This window comes from Nocardia jiangxiensis NBRC 101359 (assembly GCF_000308615.1).
GTDB lineage: Bacteria > Actinomycetota > Actinomycetes > Mycobacteriales > Mycobacteriaceae > Nocardia > Nocardia jiangxiensis.
The window spans coordinates 72,169-97,652 of record NZ_BAGB01000047.1 but is presented as its reverse complement, the minus strand read 5'-3'; the positions used below and the strand labels follow the sequence as shown (position 1 = coordinate 97,652).

Annotated in this window: 21 protein-coding genes; 10 read left to right on the top strand and 11 right to left on the bottom strand. The window is 68.5% G+C overall.

The genetic code is table 11. The annotated features are described in order from the left end of the window. Positions 1–167: 167 nt before the first annotated feature. From ON40_RS20870 to ON40_RS20860, 3 genes are all read right to left on the bottom strand, one after another. Positions 168–1,175, bottom strand: a complete 1,008-nt coding sequence (locus tag ON40_RS20870) for an LLM class flavin-dependent oxidoreductase (protein ID WP_040825317.1) — start codon at positions 1,173–1,175, stop codon at positions 168–170. 47 nt (positions 1,176–1,222) lie between these two features. Further along, positions 1,223–2,002, bottom strand: a complete 780-nt coding sequence (locus ON40_RS20865; RefSeq protein WP_373281948.1) for an enoyl-CoA hydratase/isomerase family protein — start codon at positions 2,000–2,002, stop codon at positions 1,223–1,225. A gap of 122 nt (positions 2,003–2,124) precedes the next feature. Next, positions 2,125–3,147 carry a phosphotransferase gene (locus ON40_RS20860; RefSeq protein WP_040825313.1) on the bottom strand — a complete coding sequence of 341 codons (1,023 nt, stop codon included), beginning with the start codon at positions 3,145–3,147 and terminating at the stop codon, positions 2,125–2,127. Positions 3,148–3,458: 311 nt separating this feature from the next. On the opposite strand from ON40_RS20860, the gene ON40_RS20855 reads away from it, so the two are divergent. The 4 genes from ON40_RS20855 to ON40_RS20835 all read left to right on the top strand — a co-directional run bounded on the left by ON40_RS20855 (position 3,459) and on the right by ON40_RS20835 (position 9,406). Further along, positions 3,459–4,577: an acyl-CoA dehydrogenase family protein gene (locus ON40_RS20855; RefSeq protein WP_040825312.1), complete on the top strand. Its 1,119-nt coding sequence runs from the start codon at positions 3,459–3,461 to the stop codon at positions 4,575–4,577. A gap of 120 nt (positions 4,578–4,697) precedes the next feature. Then, positions 4,698–5,966, top strand: coding sequence for an NAD(P)-binding domain-containing protein (locus tag ON40_RS20850; RefSeq protein ID WP_051193363.1), 1,269 nt, complete (start codon positions 4,698–4,700; stop codon positions 5,964–5,966). Between the two features lie 674 nt (positions 5,967–6,640). Further along, positions 6,641–8,137: a class I adenylate-forming enzyme family protein gene (locus ON40_RS20840; protein ID WP_040825886.1), complete on the top strand. Its 1,497-nt coding sequence runs from the start codon at positions 6,641–6,643 to the stop codon at positions 8,135–8,137. Between the two features lie 21 nt (positions 8,138–8,158). Continuing rightward, positions 8,159–9,406, top strand: a complete 1,248-nt coding sequence (locus tag ON40_RS20835) for a MaoC family dehydratase (protein ID WP_040825308.1) — start codon at positions 8,159–8,161, stop codon at positions 9,404–9,406. A gap of 343 nt (positions 9,407–9,749) precedes the next feature. On the opposite strand, the gene ON40_RS20830 is transcribed toward ON40_RS20835, so the two are convergent. Beyond that, entirely contained in the window at positions 9,750–11,234 is a 1,485-nt protein-coding gene (locus tag ON40_RS20830; RefSeq protein ID WP_040825306.1) for a FadR/GntR family transcriptional regulator, read from the bottom strand. Positions 11,235–11,527: 293 nt separating this feature from the next. Here ON40_RS20830 and ON40_RS20825 point away from each other — a divergent pair, with 293 nt between their 5' ends. Together ON40_RS20825 and ON40_RS20820 are read left to right on the top strand one after the other, a co-directional pair. Beyond that, positions 11,528–12,718, top strand: a complete 1,191-nt coding sequence (locus ON40_RS20825) for an acyl-CoA dehydrogenase family protein (protein WP_040825305.1) — start codon at positions 11,528–11,530, stop codon at positions 12,716–12,718. A 44-nt stretch (positions 12,719–12,762) separates the two neighbouring features. Then, positions 12,763–13,551, top strand: coding sequence for an SDR family NAD(P)-dependent oxidoreductase (locus ON40_RS20820; RefSeq protein ID WP_040825304.1), 789 nt, complete (start codon positions 12,763–12,765; stop codon positions 13,549–13,551). Positions 13,552–13,707: 156 nt separating this feature from the next. Here ON40_RS20820 and ON40_RS20815 read toward each other — a convergent pair whose 3' ends face one another. From ON40_RS20815 to ON40_RS20800, 4 genes are all read right to left on the bottom strand, one after another. Further along, positions 13,708–14,550: an SDR family oxidoreductase gene (locus ON40_RS20815; protein WP_063713066.1), complete on the bottom strand. Its 843-nt coding sequence runs from the start codon at positions 14,548–14,550 to the stop codon at positions 13,708–13,710. 331 nt (positions 14,551–14,881) lie between these two features. Beyond that, on the bottom strand, positions 14,882–16,027 hold the full coding sequence (locus tag ON40_RS20810) for a thiolase family protein (protein WP_040825302.1): 1,146 nt from the start codon (positions 16,025–16,027) through the stop codon (positions 14,882–14,884). Between the two features lie 49 nt (positions 16,028–16,076). Beyond that, positions 16,077–17,234, bottom strand: a complete 1,158-nt coding sequence (locus ON40_RS20805) for a CaiB/BaiF CoA transferase family protein (RefSeq protein ID WP_040825301.1) — start codon at positions 17,232–17,234, stop codon at positions 16,077–16,079. A 26-nt stretch (positions 17,235–17,260) separates the two neighbouring features. Further along, positions 17,261–18,028, bottom strand: coding sequence for a crotonase/enoyl-CoA hydratase family protein (locus ON40_RS20800; RefSeq protein ID WP_040825299.1), 768 nt, complete (start codon positions 18,026–18,028; stop codon positions 17,261–17,263). Between the two features lie 304 nt (positions 18,029–18,332). Between ON40_RS20800 and ON40_RS20795 the strand changes: the two genes are divergently transcribed. Then, positions 18,333–19,313, top strand: a complete 981-nt coding sequence (locus ON40_RS20795; RefSeq protein WP_040825297.1) for an NADPH:quinone oxidoreductase family protein — start codon at positions 18,333–18,335, stop codon at positions 19,311–19,313. A gap of 264 nt (positions 19,314–19,577) precedes the next feature. On the opposite strand, the gene ON40_RS20790 is transcribed toward ON40_RS20795, so the two are convergent. Continuing rightward, positions 19,578–20,441, bottom strand: coding sequence for a mycofactocin-coupled SDR family oxidoreductase (locus ON40_RS20790; RefSeq protein WP_040825295.1), 864 nt, complete (start codon positions 20,439–20,441; stop codon positions 19,578–19,580). Between the two features lie 287 nt (positions 20,442–20,728). On the opposite strand from ON40_RS20790, the gene ON40_RS20785 reads away from it, so the two are divergent. From ON40_RS20785 to ON40_RS20775, 3 genes are all read left to right on the top strand, one after another. After that, positions 20,729–21,874 carry an amidohydrolase family protein gene (locus tag ON40_RS20785; protein ID WP_085997760.1) on the top strand — a complete coding sequence of 382 codons (1,146 nt, stop codon included), beginning with the start codon at positions 20,729–20,731 and terminating at the stop codon, positions 21,872–21,874. After that, entirely contained in the window at positions 21,871–22,086 is a 216-nt protein-coding gene (locus tag ON40_RS20780) for a hypothetical protein (RefSeq protein WP_040825292.1), read from the top strand. Before ON40_RS20785 ends, ON40_RS20780 begins: the two co-directional genes overlap by 4 nt. 61 nt (positions 22,087–22,147) lie before the next feature. Further along, complete coding sequence (locus ON40_RS20775) at positions 22,148–22,336, top strand: ferredoxin (protein ID WP_040825290.1); 189 nt, start codon at positions 22,148–22,150, stop codon at positions 22,334–22,336. Positions 22,337–22,574: 238 nt separating this feature from the next. Here the strand turns inward: ON40_RS20775 and ON40_RS20770 are convergent, their stop codons facing one another. Together ON40_RS20770 and ON40_RS20765 are read right to left on the bottom strand one after the other, a co-directional pair. Next, a complete protein-coding gene (locus tag ON40_RS20770; RefSeq protein WP_040825289.1) occupies positions 22,575–22,973 on the bottom strand; it encodes a roadblock/LC7 domain-containing protein in 399 nt (132 codons plus the stop codon). Beyond that, on the bottom strand, positions 22,970–25,405 hold the full coding sequence (locus ON40_RS20765) for a sensor histidine kinase (protein WP_063713065.1): 2,436 nt from the start codon (positions 25,403–25,405) through the stop codon (positions 22,970–22,972). Before ON40_RS20765 ends, ON40_RS20770 begins: the two co-directional genes overlap by 4 nt. Positions 25,406–25,484: the final 79 nt, after the last annotated feature.

Here is a 25,484-nt window from a genome sequence, read left to right as displayed (position 1 = left end):
TTCCTGCCCGGCCACGGTGGTTCGGTTCCCGGTGTCCGATCGGCCGGGAAGACCGGCGCGTGCGAATGCGTGCGCGGTCACTCGGTACCGTTCGGAACATGCCTTGAATTGTTGTGCCGGAGGGGAAATCGCCTGTACCCGAGCGGTGGTGGTTTCCCGCGGGAAAGTCAGCTCGTGGCGGGGATGACGTCGAGTAGGTCGAGGCTGGCGCGGGCGTATGCCGCGCGGCGTCGGCGGCTGACCAGGTAGGAGGGCGGGGCGAAGAAGCCGATGTCCTGGGGGAGCGAGCCGGCTCGGGAGGCCAGGGCCTTGCGTGCCTCGGAAGTCGTTCCGCAGACCGCGATTTCGGTGAGCATCTCGTCGGTGACCGCCGCGGTCATCGCCGCGGTGTCGCCGGATCGGAAGGCCGAGCGCAGCTGGGCGACCGGCTCCTGCCAGCCGTGATGGGCGACGTAGGGGTCGTAGGTCTTGACCGTGAGGTAGAAGGCGATCATGCGGCGGGCATCGGCGATGGCGCGTTCTGGCGCGTCGTCGTCGACCGCGGTGATGATCCAGCCGTACTCCAGCGGACGTTCGGTGTTCCCGGATTCCGCGGCTCCCCGTGCCACGGCCGGGCGTACCACCGCGTCCCACCAGGAGCGGGTGAACAGCCCGTGCCCGATCACCCCGTCCGCCACCCGGCCCGCGGTCGCCGCCATCCGGGTGTTGAATCCGGCCAGCAGCACCGGGATGTCGAGCCGTCCCAGAACCGGGGCCCGCACATCCGCGTCGATGCTGTAGTACTCGCCCGAATACTGAACTCGCTCACCGTTTTCCGCGTGCAGCCAGGCGCGGATCGCCCCGGCGGTCTCGGCGATCCGGTCCACCGGATGGTCGCCCGGCACGCCGAACCAGTCCCGATTGATCCGGAACGCGGCGCTGCCCAGGCCGAGGAACAGCCTGCCCGGGGCCTGCGCGTGCAGCTGCCGCAGCGCGGTGGCGTGGGCATAGGGGGTCCGGGCGAAGGCATAGGTGATGGCCGGCCCGGCCAGTGCGGTCTCGGTGCCCGAGACGATCTCGGCGAGGGTGAGATAGGCGTCGCGATCGACGAAATCCCCGGCGCAGAACGCGCCCACGCCGGCCTGTTCGGCCTCGGGGGCGACGTCACGACCGGGCCACGGCATACCGAACCGCATCGGGTCCTCCTTGAAAACGGATACTCTTTTACGGAACTTACCGGAGCTCAGCGCAGCGTCCAGTCGCGGCGGGGCACCGCGGAACGCTCGACCTCGGCCTTGCCGATCGGATTGCCGATCTGGGTGTAGGACAGCCCGGTGCGCAGCGCCTGCGTGCGGGTGGAATCCAGCGACTCCCAGATCGCCCGGACGGTGCCCTGGATGGCGGCGGCCGGTTTCGCGGCGATGATGCGGGCGATCTCCTCGGCCCGCTCCCACAGCTTCTCACGCGGCAGCACCTCGCTGACCAGGCCGATCTGCAATGCGCGTTCGGCCGAAACCCGCTCGTCCAGGCCGAGCAGCGCGATGCGCAGCGTCTCACCCAGCGGGATGCGCCGGGCCAGGCCGATCGGCTCGAGTGCGGCGGTGAGTCCGTAACTCACGTGCGGATCGAAGAAGGTGGCCTCTTCCGAGCAGATCAGGATGTCGGCCTCGTTGATCCAGTAGAACGCGCCACCGGCGGCCATCCCCTGCACTGCGCAGACCACCGGTTTCCACACCTGATTGAGCTTGGGCGACAACTTCTCCCCGGGATCGGTCTGCGACCACACGTTGGCGTGCCGATCGATGCCCTGCTTGACGTCCATTCCGGTGCTGAAGGCCCGGTCACCGGCCCCGCGCAGGACCACGACGTGCACCTCGTCGTCGTCCTTGATCGTCTGCCAGAGGTAGGCGAACTCCTCGAGCATGTCCTGGTTGAAGCTGTTCATGGCTTCGGGGCGGTTCAGCGTGATCGTCGCGATGTGCTCGTGCACTTCGTAGCGGACGGTAGTGAGCTCCATTCGCATCAGCGTACAGCGAGCGATTCGCGTCGATCCGCCTGTTTCGTACACTCTTCTCCGATTCGACGCCACATTGACCCAGGTGGCGATGACTGTGGCCGCCGGTTGAATCGGCCCGGATCGTGTGCTCAGTCAGCGAGATGGGCGAGTGCGGCGGTGAGCAGGATCGGGATCCCGTCGCGGATACGGCCGGTGCGTCCGCTGGTCCGGTGGCGGCGATCGGCGTTGTCGACCTGGAGTGCGGACAGTGCGGCGTGCTTGTATCGGGCGAGGGCGTCGAACCAGTCCTGCCGTGCCACCTCGTCGCCGCGGGCGTACTCGTAGACGGCCAGGAGTTCCAGGGGGTCGAGGGTGGGCGCGGCGGGAGCGATGGCGAAGGGGTGGGCGGGGTCGGACATCAGCCGCAGCCACGCCAGATCCAGTCGCGGATCGCCGATATGCCAAGTCTCCCAATCGGTTACGGCATGGATCTCCGGGCCGCCGCACTGCATCGCGCCCAATCGCCAGTCGCCGTGCAGGATTGCGGGCGGTAGTGGCTCCGGGATCGTGGCGGCGAGCAGCTCCCGGCATTCGCGTTCGGCCTGTGCGGCGGCCCGGTCGAGCGGGCGGGCGGTGAACGCCCGGTGCCAGCGTTCGATCTCGGCCGCGAGCGTGATGGGCGCTTCGTCGATGCCCAAGTCCCCGGGGGCGGGTGTGTGCAGGGCGGCGAGCATCTGGGCCGCGGCGATGGCCCGGGACCAGATATCGGCCGCGGCGGGGCGGATCCGGGGCCGGGTGTGGCGGGGTTCATAGCGTTCGCCGTCGGTGTGCGACATGACCACCAGCGGGGGAGCGTGCGGTGGCGTGCCCGCATCGGAGCCGAACAATTCCGGTACTGCCACGCCGGTCACCTCCCCGAGGGCATCGAGTAATCGGGCCTGCCGCAGGACATCTCGATTGCGGTTCGGCGGCAGTCCGGGCGGGGCCACCTTGATCATCAGGCGGACCCCGGTATGGGTGACGGCGGTGTAGGTGAGGCTGGAACCGTCCGCGGGCCGTTGTTCGAGTTCGCGTACCTCGCGCCCGATCGCCGCGCCCGCGCGCCGGGTCACATCGGCGGGATCGACGCGTGCGATCCGTGGCAGTACCGCCGTGCGCGGCCCCTCGGTCATACCTGCTCCCCAACACTGCGCGAGAACGCGAATCAACGAATTGATATAGAAAAGTACCCTGTATTGGGATCTCTGGGCGTCCAATCTTCCACTATGTGGACATAACGACTACTCTTTTGAGGACCTGTCGGATAGCGTCGGGTCCGGACCGACGCCGGAGGTTCCCGCGGCCCCGCCGCTGGACTCCGCCGATCGGGCGCATTCGGGTGAGCCTTACGCGGAACGATCCCGCCTTGCCGATCGGCCGCCTTCGACCACACCGCCGCTGAGAGGAGAGTTCGGATGCACAGACCGCGAAAGGGTGTGCGCGCGTGACTCTGGTATTCACCCCCGAGCAGGAAGAACTCCGCGCGACGATCCGGCGTTTCCTGGCCGAGCGCTCGCCGAGCGAGTCGGTGCGCCGATGGATGGAGTCCGAGCAGGGCTACGACCCCGAGCTGTGGCGGCGGATGGCCACCGAACTGGGCGTGCACGGCCTTGCCCTGCCGGAGGAGTTCGGCGGTTTCGGTGGCGGCCCGGTCGAACTCGGGATCGTGCTGGAGGAAATGGGCCGGGCGCTGCTTCCCTCGCCCTACTTCGCCACGGTCGCACTCGCCGGACAAGCTCTGCTCGCCTCGAATGACCAAGCGGCGCAGGCGCGTTGGCTGCCCTCGATCGCCGAGGGTGCGCTCACCGCGACGCTGGCCGTGGCCGAGGAGAGCGGATCGTGGCGGCTGGAGGATGTCGCGACCGTGGCCACGGCGCAGGGCGCGGACTGGGTTCTCTCTGGCACCAAGATGTTCGTCATCGACGGCCACTCGGCCGATCTGCTGCTGGTCGTCGCGCGGACCGAGGGGGGACCGGCACTGTTCGCGGTGCCGGGGGATGCGCGCGGACTCACCCGGACGCGCCTGGAAACCCTCGACGCGACAAGGCGATTGGCCCGGATCGATCTCGACGACGTCCCCGCGGAACCGGTCGGCCCGACCGGCTCGGATGCCTCCGGCTACCTGCGGACCGTACTGGACCTGGCCGTGGTGGCGCTGGCCGCCGAGCAGGTCGGCGGGACACAGGCATGTCTGGACGCCGCGGTCGAATACGCGAAGATCCGGGTGCAGTTCGACCGGCCGATCGGGTCGTTCCAGGCGATCAAGCACAAGTGCGCGGATCTGCTGCTCGAACTCGAGGCCGCGCGATCGGCGACCTATCACGCCGCGGCGGTGGCGGCGGGGGACCGGTCCGAACTCCCGGTCGCCGCGGCGCTGGCCGCCGCCTGCGGTTCGGCCGCCTTCACCCGCGCGGCCAAGGAGAACATCCAGATTCACGGCGGCATCGGGTACACCTGGGAGCACGACGCGCACCTGTATCTCAAGCGCGCGAAGTCCGCGGAGCAGCTGTTCGGCGGTCCCGCGCTGCATCGTTCCCGCCTGGCGGATCTGACCGGAATCTGACGGAGCGAGCCGAGCACATCGGCATGCCCGGACTGATCTCGCCGTGCCGTTGAGGCACGGCAACATGTGTCGGTACCGGACGGTCCGACAACCTCGAAATGCAGAAGGAAGGTGCAGCACATGAGTGCAGGCATCGTCGAAACGGCTACCGGAGCGGACCTGCGGGCCGGTGTGATCGGACTGGGCACCATCGGCGGCGGCGTCGCGATCAGCCTCGCGCGCAGCGGCCGGGTGCCGGTCGTCCAGGATGCCCGGACCGGGATCTCCGATCGGCTGCCGGGCGTTCCCACACAGGTCGCCACCCCGGCCGACGTCGCGCGGGCCAGCGATGTCGTATTGATCGCGGTGGTCGATGCCGAGCAGGCCGAATCCGTGCTGATCGGCCCGGACGGCATCCTCGGCGCGGCCCGGGACGGGTTGACCGTCGCGCTGCTGTCCACGATCTCGCTGGCGAGTTTTCACCGGCTGGCCGCCCTGTGTGCCGAGCGCGGCGTGACGCTGCTGGATGCGGCGGTGACCGGCGGTGGCGCGGCGGCGGACAACGGCCTGGTGGTGATGGTGGGCGGCCCGGACGACGCCGTGGCGCGGGCCCGGCCGGTGCTCGAGGATTTCGCCCGGGTGGTGGTGCACTGCGGTCCGGCGGGCGCGGGGATGGTGACCAAGCTGGCCCGCAACATGCTCACCTACGCGAGTTGGGCGGTGGTGCGCGAGGCGCACACGATCCTCGCGGCGGGCGGTGTCGCGCCGGACCGGTTGCTCGAGGTCCTCGAGCGCAGCACCGACGGTGGTACCGAGCCGTTCATGTGGTTCCGCAAGATCGTCGCCGGTGAACAACCGCCGGAAGGCCAGCCGGAGTACATCGACGCGCTCGCGCAGAAGGATCTCGCCGCCGCACAGGAATTCGCCGGCGCGACGGGAATTCACGTCCCGATCACCGATGTGGTGCGCCCGGTGATGGAAGACGTCTTCGCCTACCGGCTACCGGAGCCGCTGCCCACGGATACGACCGAGCGTGGCCGCGCCATGCTGGATCGCGTGTACGGCAAGGGTTTCGGCGAACTCGTCGACGCGGGCACCGACCGGCCCCTGACCGATGAGACCGTCGGGCACCTGTTCGCGGATATCTGGAGCCGGCCGCATCTGACCGTCCGCGATCGCCGGCTGCTGGTGCTGGGCGCGACGGCCATGCTCGGCCGCACGGATCTGCTCGAGATCCAGCTCCGCGGAGCCACGGAGAACGGTGAACTCACCACCGACCAACTCTACGAACTGAATCTGCTGCTGGCCTACTACACCGGTTGGGGGAACGGCACTTCCCTGCAATACGCCATCAAGCGACTCGCCGAGGAACCGTCGCTGCCGCTGGTCCGGGACACGCCCGCACAATAGGGCGCTGTGCCGGATCAGGCCATCAGTGTCGCCGGCGGACAGTGCGCGAAGGTGGACCCCGGCTCGGCCTCCTCGGAACAGCAACGGCGCCAACCGGGCTCACTGGGGCTGCCAGGACTCGGACGTCGTCGCCGGTGCTGCAATCGCGGGCCTCTGATCATCGGGGATACTCGGTCGCTCGCTCGGCGACCGGGATACCTCCGCACGTGCCCACCGGCTACCGTTTCCGGTCATTGATCGACGCGGTAGCGGGCAGCGAGTTCCTTGTATCCGGATGCCGAGGAGCGAGTTTCCGGCGTTCGCTGGATGCCTCGTTCGGACGCGCGCCGCCGCCGGTGTCGTGCGCGGCCCGATCCGGTGCACGGCACGTGAATCCGGTGCAGGCGGTCAGAGCCGCACACGTCAATTGTGTTCGCCCCACACGTTCGACGGGGTTTCAGCGTATTCGGGCGGTCACTCCCGGGTCTATCAAAAAGTGCCCTCAACTGTACGCTTTCAGGCCGACGAGGCGTCCTCTCGGCGGTTATGTTGGCATAATCACCGATTGTCTGACTTAAATCAGTGTACTCTATGTACTCATAGGTGCGGTGGTGGTACTCGGCGAGCTCGGAGCCGGACACCACGGCGAACGTTTCATGCCGGGCACTGCTCGGCTCTGGCGAAAGGCTGATCACGTGGGAATTCGCGACCGCCTGTCCCGGCTGCTGGCCGAGGCGCCCGCCGCTGCCGAGGCGATCGAGCATGAGGAAGTCTGGTGGACCTGGGGAAGTGTGCAGGCCACCGCGGCGGCCGTCGCGCGGGATTTGCAGGCCGCCGGTCTGGGCGAGGATGCGCGCGTGGGCGTCGTGCTGGAGAACCGGCCCGAGCATGTCGCGGCCGTGGCCGCGCTGATCGCATCCGGGCGTTGCGTGGTGATGCTGAGCCCGCTGCAGCCCGCCGCGCGGCTGGCCGCCGATATCGCCCGTTGTGAGCTGCCCGTCGTCATCTCCGGTGGCGAGGTGCTCTCGCGTGCGGGTGTGCTCGATGCCGTAACTGCCTCGGGCCTGGCGCTGCGACTGGATCTCGACGGATCGGTGCACACCGCGGGCGGCACGGTTCCGGCCGAGAGCTCGACCAATCCCGGTGTGGCCGTGGAGATGCTGACCTCCGGTACCACCGGTGCGCCCAAGCGGATACACCTGCGGGTCGAGCAACTCGATCAGGCGCTCGCCTCCGGTGGGCAGCTGCCGAAGGGTGATCGCCTGCTCTCGCGATCGGCGTCACTGGTCTCCGCGCCGATGGTGCACATCGGTGGCCTGTGGCGGGCGCTGGCCTGCCTGGCCACCGGACGCCGGATGATCCTGATGCCGAAATTCGTTCTGGAACAGTGGGTTCGCGTGGTGGAACGGCACCAGCTGCGGGCGGTGAGCCTGGTGCCCGCCGCCATCCGCACGGTGCTGGACGCCGAGGTGCCCGCCGAGCGCCTGGCGAGCCTGCAGGTCGTCACCTCCGGTACCGCGCCGTGCCCGAAGGAACTCGCGGATAGATTCTTCCGCAGTTACGGCATCCCGGTCCTGATGACCTACGGGGCAACCGAATTCGCGGGCGCGGTGGCCGGATGGACGCTGCCGCTGCACGAGAAGTGGTGGGATACCAAGGCCGGCAGCACCGGACGCGCGTTCGCGGGCGTGGAGTTGCGGGTCACCGGTGAGGACGGGGCCGAGCTGCCCATCGGGGAGAGCGGCCGGCTCGAGGTCCGCACCGCGCAGACCGCGCAGGGCGACACGATCTGGGTCCGGACCAGCGATCTGGCCCGGATCGATGCCGACGGTTTCGTCTGGATCGATGGACGTGCCGACGACACCATCATTCGCGGCGGTTTCAAGGTGCAACCCGATACCGTCAAACGGGTCCTGGAAACGCATGCGGCTGTGCGCGAGGCCGCGGTGGCCGGGCTGCCGGACACTCGGCTCGGACAGGTGCCCGTGGCGGCGGTCGAGGCCGAGCCGGGCAGCACCCCGCCCGCGGTGGCCGAGCTGATCGCGCTGTGCCGCGAGCACCTGCTGCCCTACGAGGTACCGGCGCACATTCTCGTGCTGGACGAGTTGCCGCGCACCCCGTCCAGCAAGGTGAGCCGGGTGGATCTGCTGGATATCGTGCGCGCCCGCCTCGCCGAACCCACCAAAGCCTGAGCGACCGAGGAGAATTCATCGATGACGAGCACCGAGAACAAGTCCGGCGAGCAGTTCGGCGTGCTGACCGACGAGGCGGTCGAGCGCTCCCGCCGCCGCCTCGGTATTCCCAAGCCGCAACGCAATCCGCCGCACAACTACGAGGTGACCTGGGATGGCGTGCGGCACTTCGCCTTCGGCTACGGTGACGACAATCCGCTGTACTGCGATTCGGAGTACGCGGCGAGCACTCGGTGGGGTTCGCTGATCGCGCCGCCGACATTCCTCTACACGATGGGCGAGGATGCCGCGCCCGCGCCCGACGCGCAGACCAAGGCGCTGTTCAAGGGCGACCCGTTCGCGGGCCTGGGCTCCTACCAGGCGGTCATGGAATACGAATGGTGGCAACCACTTCGGCTCGGTGACCGCTGCCGGGTGCTGCAGGCCCAGGTGGGTGTGCAGCTCAAGCCCAGCAGTTTCGGTGGACGCACCGCGCACGTCACCCAGGACTACCTGTACGCCAACGGCCGCGGTGAGATGCACGCGCTGCGGCGGGGCACCTGGATCAACGCCGAACGGCACACCTCGAAGAAGCGCGCCAAGGAGACCCTCGTCCAGGAGCCCTACACGCCCGAGCAGCTCGCCGAATTCGACGCCGCCTACGCCGCGGAGACCCGGCGCGGCGGCGAACCGCGGTACTGGGAGGACGTGGAAATCGGAGAAGTGTTGCAGCCCAAGGTGAAAGGCCCGCTGACCACCACCGACGTGGTGGTCTGGCATCTGGGCTGGGGTATGCAACTCACTCCGCCCGGCGCGTTCAAGATCGCCGCGAGTATTCGCCGCAAGGCGCCGGGCCTGTACCCGCCCAACCCGATGAACATCCCGGACACCGTGCAGCGCCTGCACTGGGAGCCCGAGCGGGCCCGCGAACTCGGCCTGCCGAATCCCTACGATTACGGCGGTATGCGCGAAACCTGGCTGGTGCACCTGCTCACCGACTGGGTCGGCGATCACGGCTGGCTGTGGAAACTGCGCTGCGAACACCGCAAGTTCAACTACCTGGGCGATGCGACCTGGGTGCGCGGCACCGTGGCGGACAAGCGAAAGGTGGACGGCCGCAACGAGATCCACCTCGAGGTGCGCTGCGAGAATCAGCGCGGCGAGGTCACCACCCCCGGCACCGCGGTCGTCCTGCTGCCGACCCGCGAGCGTGCGGTGGACCTGCCCGCGCCGCCCGCGCCGGATCTGGACGGCATGGTCGCGCACGAATTGGCGCAGTTCAGCGTGTGAGCCTGTCGTGGTGGCACCGGTTCGGTGCCACCACGGGTCTGCGTGGTGCATCCACGGTATGAGCGTGTCCGGTGCCGGGTGATGCCGTGCCGCCGGCACCGGATCCGGACGACGTGGTCGTGCGTGAACAGGCGTGGTTCAGCATGTGAGCTGGTTGCGGGGACGACGGTTCGGTCGCCCATGGGGTTTGCTCGGTATCGGCCTGGGGCGATTGCGTTCAGTGCCGGGCGATTTCGTGTCGTCGGCACCGGATCCGGGGGCATGGTGGGGTGGCGCGTGCGTTGGCGCGATTCGGCGTGTGACCCCTTGTGGGGGCACCGGTTCGGTGTCCCCGCGGGTTCGTTCAGTGCCACCACGGTATGAGCGCGTCGAGGTGACGGCGCATCCGGTGCCGGGCGATTCCGGTGTCGCCCTGCAGAATCGCGTCCAGGATCAGGCCGTGGACATGTTCGACGTCATCGGCGGCCTGCGCCCCGGGCAGCGGTTGATCATGGCCCGAGGCGTGCCTGCGGAACAGCTCGGTGATGATCGCGAGAAACAGTGACAGCACCGGATTTCCGGCGAGGGCCGCCAGTTCGGTGTGGAAGCGGTCGGCCTTGCGCGGATCGTCCTCGGGGCCCTCGGTGGGCCACCGCGCGGCCGTGTGGAGCCGCTCGGCGATCTCGGTCTCCCCGCGGGCGTACCGGGCGGTCACCTCCTCGACGATGCCGAGTTCGACGGTGCTGCGGGCGATGCGCAGATCCTCGGCCGTCACGCCCTGGAATTCGAGGAACAGCGCCATGGTGTCGACGGTGGCCTGGGGTTCGGGTTCGGCGACGATGAGCCCGCCGCCGGGGCCGCGGCGCATCCGGGCGACGGAGTGATATTCCAAGAGCCGCACGGCTTCTCGCAGTACCGCGCGGCTGACTCCGTAGCGGGCCAGCATATCGGCCTCCGAACCCAGGACCGTGCCCACCTGCCAGCCGCGCGAGGCGATGTCGTCGTGGATCCGCCCGGCCACCACCTCGGCGAGTTTGGCTCCCGGACCCTCCACGATCTCGGGCTCGATGACCGCGCCGGAGATCCGCGTGCGGTTCCGCACCCGATGCTTCTCGGTCCAATCGGCCACCGTTTCCAGATGGCCGATCAGCGCGGTCTGGGCGCGCGCGCCGTCGCCCGCGATCACCGCGTCGACGATCTCGGTGTGCGCCCGGTGCGAAACCTCTTTGGACTCGGCCACTTCCGCCTTGGAGATCCTGCGGGAGGTGTGCGCGTACCGGGTGGTCAGGCGGGTGAGCACGTCGATGAACAACTGCAGCACCGGATTTCCGGACAGCTCGCCGAGGATCGGATGCAGTGGGTCGTGTGACCAGCCGCCCGGATCGTCCCGATGCTCGATCTCGTCGTCGAGGATGGCGCGCAGTGTGCGGATGCCCTCCTCGGTGATCCGGTCCGCGGCCAGGCCCGCGGCGATCGGCTCGAGCAGCAGCCGGGCCTGGAGCAGATCGGTGACGCTGGTGCCGACGTATTCCAGGTAGATGACCATCGCGCGGGTGGCCGGACCCGCATCGGGTGCGCAGACGAACAGGCCCCCGTTGGGGCCGCGCCGCATTCGGGCGACCTGGTGATGTTCAACCAGGCGGACCGCCTCGCGCAGGACCGAGCGGCTCACGCCGAAGTGTTCGCGCAGGCCCACCTCCGAGCCGAGAGATTCACCGACCGGCCAGCCACGGCGGATCACCGTCTCCTCGATACGGTGCGCGATGCGCGCGGCCAGCTTGCCGACCGGGCTTCCGTTCTCGACAGTGGGGTCACTGTCGGCGGGCTCGATCTCGACGGCAGTCGCCATGGGCACACTCCTCGGGATGGATTTTCGGATCCTCAGTCTAGTCGGGAGCATGGGACGACGGCGTCACCACCTGTATTCCGGGTGCCATATCACCGTGTTCAGGCCACTGTTTTGTGGCTGCGCGGCGGCACGCTGCCCGATTGTTCTTCGCCGGAGGTGGTCCGGTGAAGAAAGTGTACTCTTTTCAACGTATTGATACTATCTATATGACTAACTGCGACGTCGATTCGATCGATATGCAGATAGAGTAGTCGAATATCGGGCAGCGGTGCCCACGACGAGAAGTAGGTGCCATGCGGTTGGAGTCGACACCGGAACTCGAGGCGTTCCGGCAGCGGGTGCGCGCGTTCATCGCCGAACATGCGCCCGGTATCAAGAAGCATGCCGGGGTGCGCGCGCCCGAACCCGGACTCATGCCGGTCATCCGGACCTGGACCGCGAAGCTGTACGAGGCGGGTTTCCTGGGCATCAACTGGCCCGCCGAATTCGGCGGGCGCCCCGACGCCCATCCCCTCGAATCGTTCATCGTCGCGGAGGAGATCGCCCGCGCCCGCACCTGGCCGCCGATCGGCGCGGCGTCGCTGGCCTCGGCCGCGATCATCGACTTCGGCACAGATGAGCAGCGCGAGCGGTTCCTGCCGCGCATCCGCGACTGCCGGGACGTGTGGTGTCAGCTGTTCAGCGAACCAGGTGCGGGCAGCGACCTGGCCGCGCTGCGCACCCGGGCCCGGCTCGAGGGCGAGGGCGCGGACGCGGTCTTCGTCGTCGACGGTCAGAAGGTCTGGACCACCAACGGCCAGCACGCCGATATGGGCTATCTACTCGCGCGCACCGATCCGGATGCGGCCAAACATCGCGGGATCACCGCGTTCGCACTGGATATGCGCAGTCCCGGGGTCGATATCCGGCCGCTGCGCGAGATCACCGGAACCACCGACTTCAACGAGGTCTTCCTGGACGGTGTGCGGATTCCGGCCGCCAACGTGATCGGCGAGGTGAACAACGGTTGGCGGGTGGCCATGAGCAGCCTCGGCCATGAGCGTTCGGGCGTGGCCGCGCGCGGCGCGGAACTGCTCACCACCCTCGACGACCTGCTGCGCCTGGCGGCCGACACCGAGGTGAACGGGGTTGCGGCCCTGGATGATTCGGCGACCCGCCAGAGCATCGGCGAGCTCGCCACCCGCGTGCACGTCAACGCCGCGATGATCAATCTCGCCCAATCGCGCATGCTCAACCACACCGAACAGCCCGCCGACGCCCCGCTGGGCAAGATCTTCTTCAGCGAATTGAACCACGACCTGGTTGATTTCGGCGTCCGCCTGCAAGGCGTCGAGGGCATGCTCACCGAGGCCGATCCCGACGCGGTGGACGGCGGCTGGTGGCAGGACGCGCACCTGTATTCGCGCGCCTACACGATCGCCGGTGGCGCCAACGAGATCCTGCGAACCCAGATCGCCGAACGCGGACTGGGCTTGCCGCGTTAGCCGCTTCGGATCGAAGACGGCAGGACGAAATTCAAGGAGCGCGAATGCGTTTGAAGGATAAGGTCGCGGTTGTCACGGGCGCCGGGTCGGGTATCGGCAAGGCCATCGCCCAGCGGTTCACCGAGGAGGGGGCCAAACTCGTAGGCGCGAGTATCAGCGACAGCGCGATCCGCGTCGCGGCCGAACTCGGTGGCGATGCGGTCGGGGTCCAAGCGGATGTCAGCGACGAGGCCGATGTGCAGCGCATCATCGCCACGGCCGAGGAGCGATTCGGCCGGATCGACATCCTGGTGAACAACGCCGGATTCGGTGGCGGATTGATGCCGTTGCACGAGCAGACCACCGAGAACTGGGATCGCGTGCACGGGGTGAATCTGCGCGGGGTGTTCTTCTGTATGAAGTACGGCATCCTGTCGATGCGTCGTACCGGCGGCGGCTCGATCGTCAACGTGTCCTCGGCGACCGGCCTGGTCGGCTGGAAGCATCACAGCGTCTACGGCGCGGCCAAGGCCGGGGTGAACCAGCTGACCAAGGCCGCCGCGCTCGATTACGCCGATGACAACATCCGGGTCAACGCGGTCTGCCCCGGCACGATCTGGACCGGCCTGGTGCCGATGTCCCAGGAGTCCCCGACCCCGCCCCCGGGGATCTTCCGCGTCGCCGGAATCCCGCTGGACCGCTGGGGCCTGTCGGACGAAATCGCCGCGGCCGCACTATTTTTCGCCAGTGACGAGGCGTCCTATACGACCGGTGTGGTGATGCCGGTGGACGGCGGCTACAGCGTCGGGTTCTCCGGGATGGGCGCGGAGAAGACCGGCCAGTCCACCAACTGAATCGCGCGGCTCGCCCGGCGCAGGATCCCGATCGAGGGCCTGTGCCGGGGGCGCGCCACCGAGATCTCCGCGACGTCCTGTCGAATCCCGTTCTCCCGCAATTGATCACCGGTAGAGTCCGGCAGGGTGCGGCTGCCACCCCGGGAACCACGCGAATCAGGCGCTGTGCCAACGCAATGCGGCCGCCAGGCCACCGTCCACGAGTAGATCCGTGCCGGAGATGAACGAGGCGCGGTCCGAGAGCAGGAAGTCGACCGCGTCACTGATTTCCAGCATCGTGCCCTCGCGGCTCAGCGGAGTCCGGTCGTACAGCGCCTTTTTCGCGGGTGTGCGCTCGAATTCGCGGGCGCCCTGCGGGGTGGCGATCAGGCCGGGGGACAGGGACACGATCCGTGCGCCGCGTTCTCCCCAGGCAGCGGCCTGCCGGCGGCAGAAACCGATCAGCGCGTATTTGGACAATTCGTAGGCCCGCGCCGGGGTCGCCTCCTCGCCCAGGACGTCTGCCAGCTTCTGCGGCAGCTGCTGGTCGCTCGGATCGGCGAGCAGCACGTCGAGTTCCTCGGTGGGCCGGGCGTTGTGCGCGGCCAGCGAGGCGATGAACACCGCCGCCGAGCCGATCGTGGCACGTCGGCGCAGTTCGTCGGCGACCAGCGCCGCGCCCACCAGATCCACGTTCACGATCGTGGTGAAGTCGGCCATGGACGGCGAGAGTCCGGCCACATGCGCCAACGCCCGGAGTCCGCCGAGTTCGCCGACCCGCGCACCCAGCGCCGCGATCGCGGCGGGATCGGTGATGTCACAGGGGATCGCGGTGGCGTCGGCGCCCTCGGCGCAGAGCGTGGCCGCGGCCTCGCGCACGCGCGCTGCATCCAGGTCCGCGATCAGGACCCGATACGACTGCGCCAGCCGCCGCGCCACGGCCATACCCATACCACCCGCGCCGATGACGACCGCGAGGTCGCGATCCGGTCGCCTACTGGTGCCGATCTCGTGTGTCATGGCTGGGAGCATGGCACGGGTGAATCCGCGGCCACGGGCGTCGTCTCACCAACCGGAAGAGCTTGTGGCGGTGGTGATCAGCTGACGCCCGCGGGTCGGCTACTGGTGCTGATCTCGTGTCATGGCAGGGAGCACGGTACGAGCGAATTCGTTGCCGCGGGCGTCGGCTCACCGACTGGAAGAGCTTGCGCCGGTGGTGATCAGCTGACGCCCTGGGGCGGTCCGGTCGGCTACCGGGGCCGGTCTCGTGTCATGGTGCGGAGCACGGCACCCGGGAATCCCCGGCCGTAGGCGTCGGCTCACCGACCGGAAGATTCTGCGGCACTGGCGATCAGCTCAGCAGTTCGATGATCGTGGCGTTGGCGGTGCCGCCGCCCTCGCACATCGTCTGCAGGCCGTAGCGCAGGTTCTTGCGGCGCATCTGGGCGATCAACCGGGTCATCAGGATGCCGCCGGAACCGCCCAGCGGGTGGCCCACGGCGATCGCGCCGCCGAGCGGGTTGAGCCGTTCCGGATCGGCGCCGGTGTCGGCCAGCCATGCCAGCGGCACCGGGGCGAACGCCTCGTTGACCTCGAACGCGCCGATATCGCCGATGGCCAATCCCGCTCGGCGCAGGACCTTTTCGGTGGCCGGGATGGGGCCCAGCAGCATGGTGATCGGGTCCGCACCGCTGACCGCGCCGCTGTGGTAGCGGGCGATCGGGGTCAGGCCCAGCTCGCGCGCCTTCTCCGGCGTGGTGATCAGCAGCGCCGACGCGCCGTCGGAGATCTGCGAGGAGTTCCCGGCGTGGATCACCCCGTCCGGCTTGAACGAGGGCTCGAGCTTGGCCAGCGTCTCGGGGCTGGTGCCGCGCCGCAGGCCCTCATCGGTGGTGAATTTCGTGCCGTCGACGTCGATCTGCACGATGTGGTCGTCGAAGACGCCCGCATCGATGGCCGCCGCCGCCTTGGCATGCGATTCCGAGGCGAATTCGTCCAGGCGCGTGCGGCTCAGGCCGTAACGCTCGGCGATGAGCTCCGCGCCGACGCCCTGGTTGAATTCGAAGTTGTCGTAGCGCGCCAGGGCGGCCGGGCCGTAGGGCTGACCGGTGGTGCGGTGCGAGCCGAGCGGCACCCGCGACATGGTCTCCACACCGCCCGCGACGACGATGTCGTACTGCCCGGCCATGACCGCGTGCGCGGCGGAGTCCACGGCCTGCTGACTCGAACCGCAGGCGCGGTTGATGGTCACGCCCGGAACATGTTCCGGCCACCCTGCCGCCAGCACCGCGAAACGGGCGATATTGCTGGACTGATCGCCGATCTGGGTGACGCAGCCCCACATCACGTCGTCGATGATGCCCGGATCGATCCCGGTGCGTTCGACGAGTGCGTTGAGCACGTGCGCGGACAGGTCGGCCGCGTGAATCTGGGCCAGTGAGCCGTTGCGCTTGCCCAGTGGCGTGCGCACGGCATCGACGATGACGGCCTCTGGCATGACGGATCCTCTCGCTGGTACTCCGGGCCGGAACCCGGTGTGCTGTCTGCTATTTCGCCGGAGTTCCGGCTTGTACGGCCGCGCCGGCGCGCAGCAGTTCGTCGGGGTCGCCGACCTGCCAGTCCGCGAGCACGGCCCGGGTGTCCGCACCCGCGGCGGGAGCGATATGCCCCGCCGCGGACGGTGTCTCGGAGAAGCGCGGCGCGGCGGCGGGCTGTGCGATGCCCTCGCGGACGATCACGCTCGACCGGGCCGCCAGATGCGGATGGGCCGCGGCCTCGGTGAGGCCCAGCACGGGTGCCACGCACGCGTCGGTTCCCTCGAACAGCCTCGCCCATTCGTCGCGGGTGCGTTCGGCGAATCGCTTTTCCAGCCGCCGCCGCAGATCGGGCCAGGCGGACCGGTCGTGCTGCCGGTCCGGGTCGACGCCCAGGTCGAGCAGTTCGATCAGCTGCCGATAGAACTTCGCCTCGAGCGCGCCGACCGCCACGTGTTTGCGATCCTTGGTCTCGTAGATCGCGTAGAAGGGCCAGCCGCCGTCGAGTTGGTTCACCCCGCGCTCGTCGGTCCACACCCCGCGTCCGAGTTTGGCGAAAGTGCTGGCGAGCAGGCTCGCGGTGCCGTCGACGATGGCCGCGTCGACCACCTGTCCGCGCCCGCTGCGCTGCGCGGCGTGCAACGCGGCCAGGACGCCGATCACCAGATAACAACCGCCGCCGCCGAAATCGCCGACCAGGTTGAGCGGGATCTGCGGCGGGCCGCCCGCGGTGCCCATCGCGTGCAGCGCACCGGTGAGGGCGATATAGGTGATGTCGTGTCCGGCGGCCGAGGCCAGCGGACCATCCTGACCCCACCCGGTCATCCGGCCGTACACCAGACGCGGATTGCGCGCGAGGCATTCGTGCGGCCCGATGCCGAGTCGCTCGGTGACCCCGGGCCGGAAGCCCTCGATCAGGATGTCCGCGCGGGCGGCCAGATCCAGGACCGTGCGCGGCCCGTCCGGATGTTTGAGATCGATGAGGACCGAACGCTTCCCGCGATTCGCCACATCCTCGGGTCCACCCGCGTCCGTGTCGTTCGTGCGTTCGGGCCGGTCGATGCGCACGACCTCGGCACCCAGATCGGCCAGCAGCATTCCCGCGAACGGACCCGGGCCGATACCGCCGAGTTCGATGACGCGGGTACCGGCCAACGGTCCGCTGTGCATTGTCTTCTCCTCGTTCCGGGCCCCGTTCAGCGGCCCTTCCAGACCGGCTTGCGCTTCTCGGCGAAGGCGGTCGCGCCCTCGGTGGCATCCTCGGAGGTGAAGACCGGCTGGGAGATCTCGACCTGGCGGTCCCATCCCTCGGCCAGCGTCCAGTCGGCGCTCGAGCGCGCGATTTCCTTGGTCGCCGCGACCGCGAGGGGGCCGTTGGCCGCGATCCGCTCGGCGAATTCGAGCGCGGCCGCGAGCGCGCCGCCCTCCTCGGTGACCCGGTTCACCAGACCGACCTCCGCGGCGCGTTCTGCGGTGATGGGCGCGCCGGTGAGCAGCAGTTCCAGCGCGATGGCCTGCGGAATCCGCCGGGTGAGCAGCAGCGCCGCGCCCGCGCGGGCGACCAGTGAGCGGGCTACCTCGGGTACACCGAATTTCGCGGTGCGCGCGGCGACGACCAGATCGGCGGCGAGGGTGAGCTCGAAGCCGCCGGCCAGCGCCCAGCCCTCGACCGCGGCGATCAGCGGTTTGCGCGGCGGGGTCTGGGTGATCCCGCACAGGCCGCGGCCCTCGATGGCGGGGCTCTCACCGCGCAGGAATGCCTTGAGATCCATTCCGGCGGAGAAGGTTCCGCCCGCACCGGTGATCACGCCGACCCGCAGCTCGTTCGATTCGTCGAGTTCGTCCACCGCGGCGGCGACCGCCTTGGCGACCGCTGCGTCCAGGGCGTTCTTCACCTGGGGGCGGTTGATGGTGATGACCTGCACCGCTCCACGGCGTTGGACCAGGACCACGTCGTCCGACACATCTCCTCCTTCTCCGCGACCCGATCGACCGAGTCGGCGTAATAGTATCCTTAATACTGTCAGGTGCTGACGCGTGTGGTCGATACTCCCGTAGGTTTCGTGATATATGCCTGTATCGGCTGTATAGACGGGGTGTTGTGTGATAGATACGTATACTCAATAGTGAATCGGGCCGGATGCTGTTCGGCCGGAATCGGCAGGAGTTCCAACTGCGCGTCCGAGTTCCGGGCGCGGGAACCGCCGAGGTCGAGCGCTGCACGCGCGCAGGGGAACCGCGCGCCCCGTCGATGGTAGGGAAGTGACGATGAAAGCCGCACGGCTGACGCAATACGGTCCACCCAGCGGGATCTCCGTTGTCGACCTGGACGACCCCGAGCCCGGTCCCGGTGAGGTGCTGGTCCGGGTGCACGCCGCGGCGGTCAACTATCCGGATGTGCTCATCGCGGCGAATCAGTACCAGGTGTCCGCGCCGCTGCCGTTCACGCCCGGCAGCGAATTCGCCGGTGTGATCGCCGCGCTCGGGCCCGGGGTGAGCGGACCGCCGGTGGGCTCGCCGGTGGCGGGCGCGGTGCTCTCGGGCGCGTTCGCGGAAAAGGTGGTGCTGCCCGCGACGGCGCTGCGGCCGGTCCCCGAGGGGCTGGACATGGTCCACGCCGCAGCCTTCCACGTGACCTACGCGACCGCCTATCACGCGCTGGTCACCATCGGGCGCGGTGAGCCGGGTGAATGGGTGACGGTGCTCGGTGCCGCGGGCGGGGTCGGCACCGCCACGGTCGATGTCGCGACCCGGCTGGGGATGCGCGTGCTGGCGGCGGCCTCCGGCCACGATCGGCTGGCCATTGCCCGAAAACTCGGCGCGGAGGCCGGAATCGATTATGCCGGTGAGGATCTCAAGTCCCGGATGCGCGAGCTGACCGGCGGGGAGGGTGCGCACCTGGTCATCGATCCCGTGGGCGGAAGCTATTCGGAGGCGGCGCTGCGCGGGCTGCGGCGCGGCGGCCGGTTCGTCACCGTGGGCTACGCCGATGGTGAGATCCCGCGCATCCCACTGAATCTCGTACTGCTCAAGGATGCGGTGGTGCGCGGCTTCGAGATTCGCATGCTGCGGCAGTATGCCCGGGACGCCGTCGCCGAGGGCGACCGCGTGCTTGCGGAACTGGTGCGAGAAGGTATGCGCCCGTTCGTTTCCCGAGTACATCCCCTCGCCGATATCGCGACTGTGCTGACCGATGTGGCCGAGCGTCGCGTGACCGGAAAAGTCGTACTCAGCATGACCGACGAGTGATCCCGCTGCCGGTGCCTCCGCTGCGATGATGTGCGGGTGGTGCGCGGGTTCGAGATTCGCATGTTGTGCCGGTGTGCTCGGGCGCTGTCGATGAGGGCGACCACGCGGGCGGTCGTCGGGTGCCCACGAATCGGGCTCGTCCGCTCGGCTGTTCGGAATCGATCGTCCCGTAGCGGTAGTCGGGCAACTGGAAACCCGGGCCGGATCTGTGTGCGTGCCTTCGTGATTCGGTCCGGGTTTCGAGTATTTCTCGCGTCGAGAGTGTCAGAACGTCGGCAGCTGCGGACGCTTGCGCAGGTAACCGCCGCTGTCCACGCGAAGCTGCGCACCGGTGACCCAGCGGGACTCGTCGGAGATCAGGAACAGTACCGCGTCGGCGACATCCTCCGGCTCCACATACGGGTTGCCCATGGCGGAGGTCGCGGGGAAGGACACCAGCGCGTCCTCGCGGGTCGGATCGGTCAGGTCGGGCCGGAACGCGCGATACATGGCGTCGCTGTTGAGCATATCGGTATTGCAATTGCCCGGATGTACCGCGTTGACCCGGATTCGCCTGGGCGCCAACACCGTTGCCAGGTCGTGCACGAACGAAGCCACGGTTCGCTTGGCGAAGGAGTAGCCCAGCCCGCCCGGTCCCAGGGCCGGATTGTCGGTGGTCGCGGACGCGAGTCCGGCCAGCGATCCGGTCGCCACGATCACGCCGCCGTCGGGCAGGTGCGGGAGCGCGGCGTCGACCGCGTGCACGACACCGTTGAAATCGACGGTCACCGCATCGAGGAATGCCTGGGCGCTCTGCTCGGGGCCCAGCGGAGATATCCCCGCCTGCGCCACGACCGCGTCGAGCCGGCCGAATTCGGCCACACCCTCGGCCACGGCGGCGCGCAGCGCGGCCGGATCGCGGACGTCGGCCTTGCGTGTGACGATCCGGCGGCCGAGTTTCTCGACCAGCTTCGCGGTTTCGGCCAGATCCTCCTGGCGTGCGAGCGGATAGCTGTTGCTGGCGATGTCCTCGCAGATGTCGACCGCGATGATGTCGGCACCCTCGCCGGCGAGCCGGAGCGCATGCGCGCGGCCCTGTCCTCTGGCGGCTCCGGTGATGAAGACGACCTTGTCCTGTACGCGACCCATCCTGATGTCCTTCCCTCGGCCCGAAGTCGGCCTCGCGAGTCTCGAGCGTAGCGACCCTCCCGCTAAATAGGTAGCCTTAATATCCTAATAGGGCGGTTGTGTAGCGGGATTAGCCAACTATACTGCTGTTCGATATATAAAGAAGTACCCTCAATAGGGATAGTGGGATCGCTGTGGCTCAGTGCGCAGCCGGATCCGGGCTGTTGCGCGCGAGGCGCGCGGGCACAGTCACCCGTTTCCCGGGACGGTCACCCGTGGTGCCGCGATCATGACAAGGGAGTAGGACAATGCCGTTACAGCCATGGATGAAGCTGCTGTCGACCGACGATCACCTGATCGAACCGCCGAAACTCTGGACCGATCGTCTGCCGGCGAAGTATCGGGAGGCCGGGCCGCGGATCGTGGAGCAGGACCGAGGGGAGGGGCAGGCCCCGGCGGAGGTGTGGACCTACGAGGGCCGGATCTATCCGTACATCGGCCTGAATGCGGTGGCGGGCAAGTCGCCCGAGGAGTTCGGCCTGGAGCCCACGCGCTACGATGAGATGATTCCGGGCTGCTACGACCCGAAGGCGCGGTTGCGCGATATGGACCTGGATGGGGTGTGGGGCGCGCTGTGCTTCCCGTCGTTCCCGCGGTTCGCGGGCACGATATTCCTCGAGGGCCAGGATCGTGAGCTGGCCCGGCTGTGCGTGGCGGCCTGGAACGACTTCGTGCTGGACGAGTGGTGCGCGGCCGGACCGGGCCGGTTGATTCCGCTGATCATCTTGCCGCTGTGGGACGTTCCGGCTTGTGTGGCCGAGATCCAGCGGACCGCGGCCAAGGGCGCGAAGGCGATCTCGTTCCCGGAGAATCCGTCGCCGCTGGGCCTGCCCTCGTTCCACACCGATCACTGGGATCCGGTCTTCTCCGCGGCCGAGGACGCCGATCTGCCGATCTGCCTGCACTTCGGCACCTCGGGTCAGCCGCCCAAGACCTCCCCGGAAGCGCCGTTCGCGGTGACCATCTCGCTGTTCGGCTGCAACTCCATGTTCGCGACCGCCGACCTGCTGTACTCCCCGGTGTTCTACCGCCACCCGAAGCTGAAGGTCGGGTTGTCCGAGGGCGGCATCGGCTGGATGCCGTATCTGCTCGAGCGCATCGACGGGACCTGGGAGCGGCATCGCTTCTACCAGAACGTCAATCAGGAGGCGCGGCCGTCGGAGCTGTTCCACAAGCACTTCCACGGTTGCTTCATCGATGACCGGTTCGGCGTCGAGGTGCGGCACCACATCGGCGTCGACAAGATCACCTGGGAGTGCGACTACCCGCACTCGGACTCGTACTGGCCCAAGAGCCGCGCCTACGCCGCGGAGGTCCTGGCCGACGTGCCCGACGACGAGGTGCACAAGATCGTCGAGCTGAACACCCGCCGCCTCTACAATCTCCCCGCATGAGCCGCCGGCCGGAGTCGGAACGATCCGACTGGACCGACCTGGACCTGCTGACCCGCGAGGAGGCCTCGGGCCGCCTGCGTGCGGAGATCGCCGAGACCGAGACGCGCCTGGCCGAACTCGGTGCGGGACAGGCAGATCGGGCCGAACGCGATCTGCTGGAAACGCGGCTGCGGGCGCTGATCGAGACGGTCGAAGCGCTACAGGACCCCTGATCGGAGTTGCATCTCCGGACGAATCCGTGCCCCACCCCCATTTCGAGAACGGTTCTGCCCCATGAAGATCACCATCGACACCACGAAATGCTCCGGTCACGCCCGCTGCTGGGCGACCACACCGGACGTATTCGACCTCGATGACAGCGGCTACGCCCTGCCGCTCGAGGGGCAGGTCCCGGCCGGGCTCGAAGAGGGGGCCCGCGCAGGCGCACTGGCCTGCCCGGAGCGGGCCATCACGGTGGAGTGATCCCGGCCGGGCGCTGCGAGGGCCGATGCGTCGGACCGCATGCGCACGTCGCCGGGTGTGCTGGGGATCGAGCCCCAACGACTGTGGCTATGCCCTGCCGTGCGAGGAGATCCCGCACAGTTCGGGGAAGGGGCCTGCATGGGCGGGCCAGCCTGCCCGGAGCGGGCCATCACGGTGGAGTGACCCCCGGGGCGCAAGCGGGGGCCGACGCTCGTCGCCCCCCCGCTTGCGGCCGCGGCTACATGTTGCGGGTGTCGGTGCTCATCAGGCCGCCGATGCGTTGGACAGTGAGGTTCATTTCGTAGGCGACCATGCCGAAGTTGGCGTCCTGGTCGGCTTGCAGTGCCAGGCAGGTGTTGCGGCCGGCCTCGGTCACGAACAGCACGGCCTGGTCGAGTTCGATGACGGCCTGCCGGACGCCGCCGCCCTCGAAACGGGCTCCCGCGGTGCAGGCCAGGCCGTACAGGGCGGCCGACAGGGCGGCGAGGTGTTCGGCATCCTCGCGGCTCATGCCCTGGGTGTGGCCCAGCGACAGGCCGTCGGTGGAGTGCACCACCGCGAATCGGACGCCGGTGAGGCGTTCGGCGAGATCGTCGAGCAGCCAGCCGAGATCACCGGCGTGGGCAGAGGTCGTCATAGTTCTCCTGGTTCATCGGCCGGTGAATCGGCGGATATCGTGCCCGGGTCCTGGGAATCCGGGCGGGCCCGGCGGCCCTGACGGGTCCCGTTCTCGATCGCGGACATCAGTGCGCGGGCATTCTCGGCCGTCCGGGGCCGTTGGGAAGGATCGGACTCCGTTGTGCCGGTGTCCTTTTCGATGTCGTGCGCCAACTGCGGCGCGAGGCTGGCCTTTCGTCGCCGGCGCGGCAGCGGAGGCCGCAGACTCGTCGGTGCGGGTGCGGGTGCGGGTGCGGGTGCGGGTGCGGGTGCGGGTGCGGGTGCGGGTGCGGGTGCGGGTGCGGGTGCGGGTGCGGGTGCGGGTGACGGCGGGCCGTTCACCTCCGCGGGTAGCGATTTCGGCAGATCCTGTTCGGCGGGCGGTCGGGGTGCCGCCAGAATCGCGGTCGCCGCGCCGTTCATTCGAACATGTTGTGCTGCACTAACTTCAGTGATCGAAGCGGGCGCGGCGCGGCCGGCGTGACGTCCGCTCGGCGGCTCGGGAGGCGCCGGATTCGCGACGAGCAGTGCCGAGGGAACCAGTACTATCGCCCCGATACCGCCGTAGTCGGATTCGCGCAGCCGCACCGAGATGTCGTTGCGCGCCGCCAGCCGGGCGACGACGAACAGCCCCAGCCGGGAGTCCTCCACAAGCTCCGTCAGGCTGAAATCCGGTGGCTCGGTGAGCATCTCGTTGAATCGGGCCAGATCCTCGGCGCTCATACCGATGCCCTGATCACTGACCCGCAGCACCAGCCCCCGCTCGACCATCGTGCCGGTCAGCTCCACCTGTGCGTGCGGGGGAGAGAACGAGGTGGCATTGTCCATCAGTTCGGCGAGCAGATGGATCAGGTCCGCCACGACGCCGCCGACCAGCAGCACCCCCGGCAGCCTGCGGGCGCGCACCCGCTGGTAGTCGATGGTTTCACTGACCGCACTGCGGACCACATCGGTCAGCTGGACCGGCTGCCGCCACTGCCGCGCCGGTCGCCCGCCGCCCAGAATGATGAGATTCTCGGCATTGCGGCGAGCCCGGGTCGCCAGGTGGTCGAGCCGGAAGAAGGTGTCCAGCAGCGCCGGGTCTTCCTGATGTGCCTCGGCATCATCGAGCACGCTGAGCTGCTTGTGCACCACCAGCTGGAAGCGATGCGCGATATTGAGGAATACCGCCCGCACGCCCTCGCGGGTGCGGGCCTCGGTGATCGCGGCATCCACGGCCGCGTTGTGCGCCCGATCGAATGCCTCCGCCACCTGGCCGACCTCGTCCCGGCCGAAATCCAGACGGGCGGAAGCCGTTGCGAGATCAACGGTTTCGCCGTTGCGGAGCTTGCGCATGATCTCGGGCAGGTCGTGGTCGGCGAGCCGGAGCATCCGCCTGCGCAGTCGCTGCAATCTACGGATCAGCCGGTTGGCCAGCGCGAGCGAGCCGAGGAAGACCAGCAGGGTGAGTGCCAGCAGCGCGCCGCCGGTCAGAAAGCCGTTCCGTTCGGTCTGTCCGGCCTTGGTGGCCAGGCTCTGTTCTCCCGCATGATATTCGGCCTCGAACAGATCCAGGAGCCGGCTGTCGACCTCGGTCGCGGCATTGCGCCATTGCAGCGGCGTCGCCGGCAACTTCGGCGCCGCACCGGATTTCGCCGGCGAGTCCAGGACCGCATCCTCCACGGCCGTAACGGTTTTCCAGGCCGGGCCGTTGGTGATCACCGATGCCCGCTGCGGATCGACATCCCCACTTGCGGCCAGTTTGGCGAATTCCAGCCGGTAGTAGCCGACGAGATCACGCAGTTCGGTCATCAGCTGCGGCGGAAGTTCGTGCCCGTTGACCGGCGCGGCGAGCAGGGCGCTGCCGCCGGACATCGCCTCGCTCAGCCGGTACAGCCGCAGCGGCCCCTGGAGCCGGATCGCGCTGGCGGCATCGGGCGAGCGATCCGCGAGGATCTGTTCCGCGCGACGGTCGGTGCCGCCGAGCATATTCGAGAAGAATTCGTAGACCTTCGCCACCGGGATCGTGCCGCTGTCGACCTGTGCGCGGATATCGGGCAGTTCCCGGAACGCATTCGAGAAATTGCCGATCTCGGCGTTCATCCCGGCACCGGCCCCCCGCGCGTCCTGCAGGGTCGAGGAGAATCCCCGCACGATCTCGTCGACCCCGGCCCGGGTCGTGGCCAATGCGCGGGGATCGGGATCGGGGGCGCTCAGCTGCCAGGCCGAGAGCAATCGCTCCTGATCCAGAGCCTTGTTCACGGCGATATTCGAACCGGTCGTACTGGACAGCGATTGCGCATAGTGCTTGGCGTGCTGGGCATCCCGGATCAGCGTCACCGCCTCGCCGACACCGACCGCGGTCAGCGCGATACTCGGAATCAGTGCGATCATCAGAATCCGGGCGCGGATTCCGAAGGTGAATCTCCACACCGCGGGACCCTCTCGTACGAACGTGGCGATCGCAGCCGAGCACTGATCGCCGGACCCGGAGCGTATGTGCGCGGGGGAT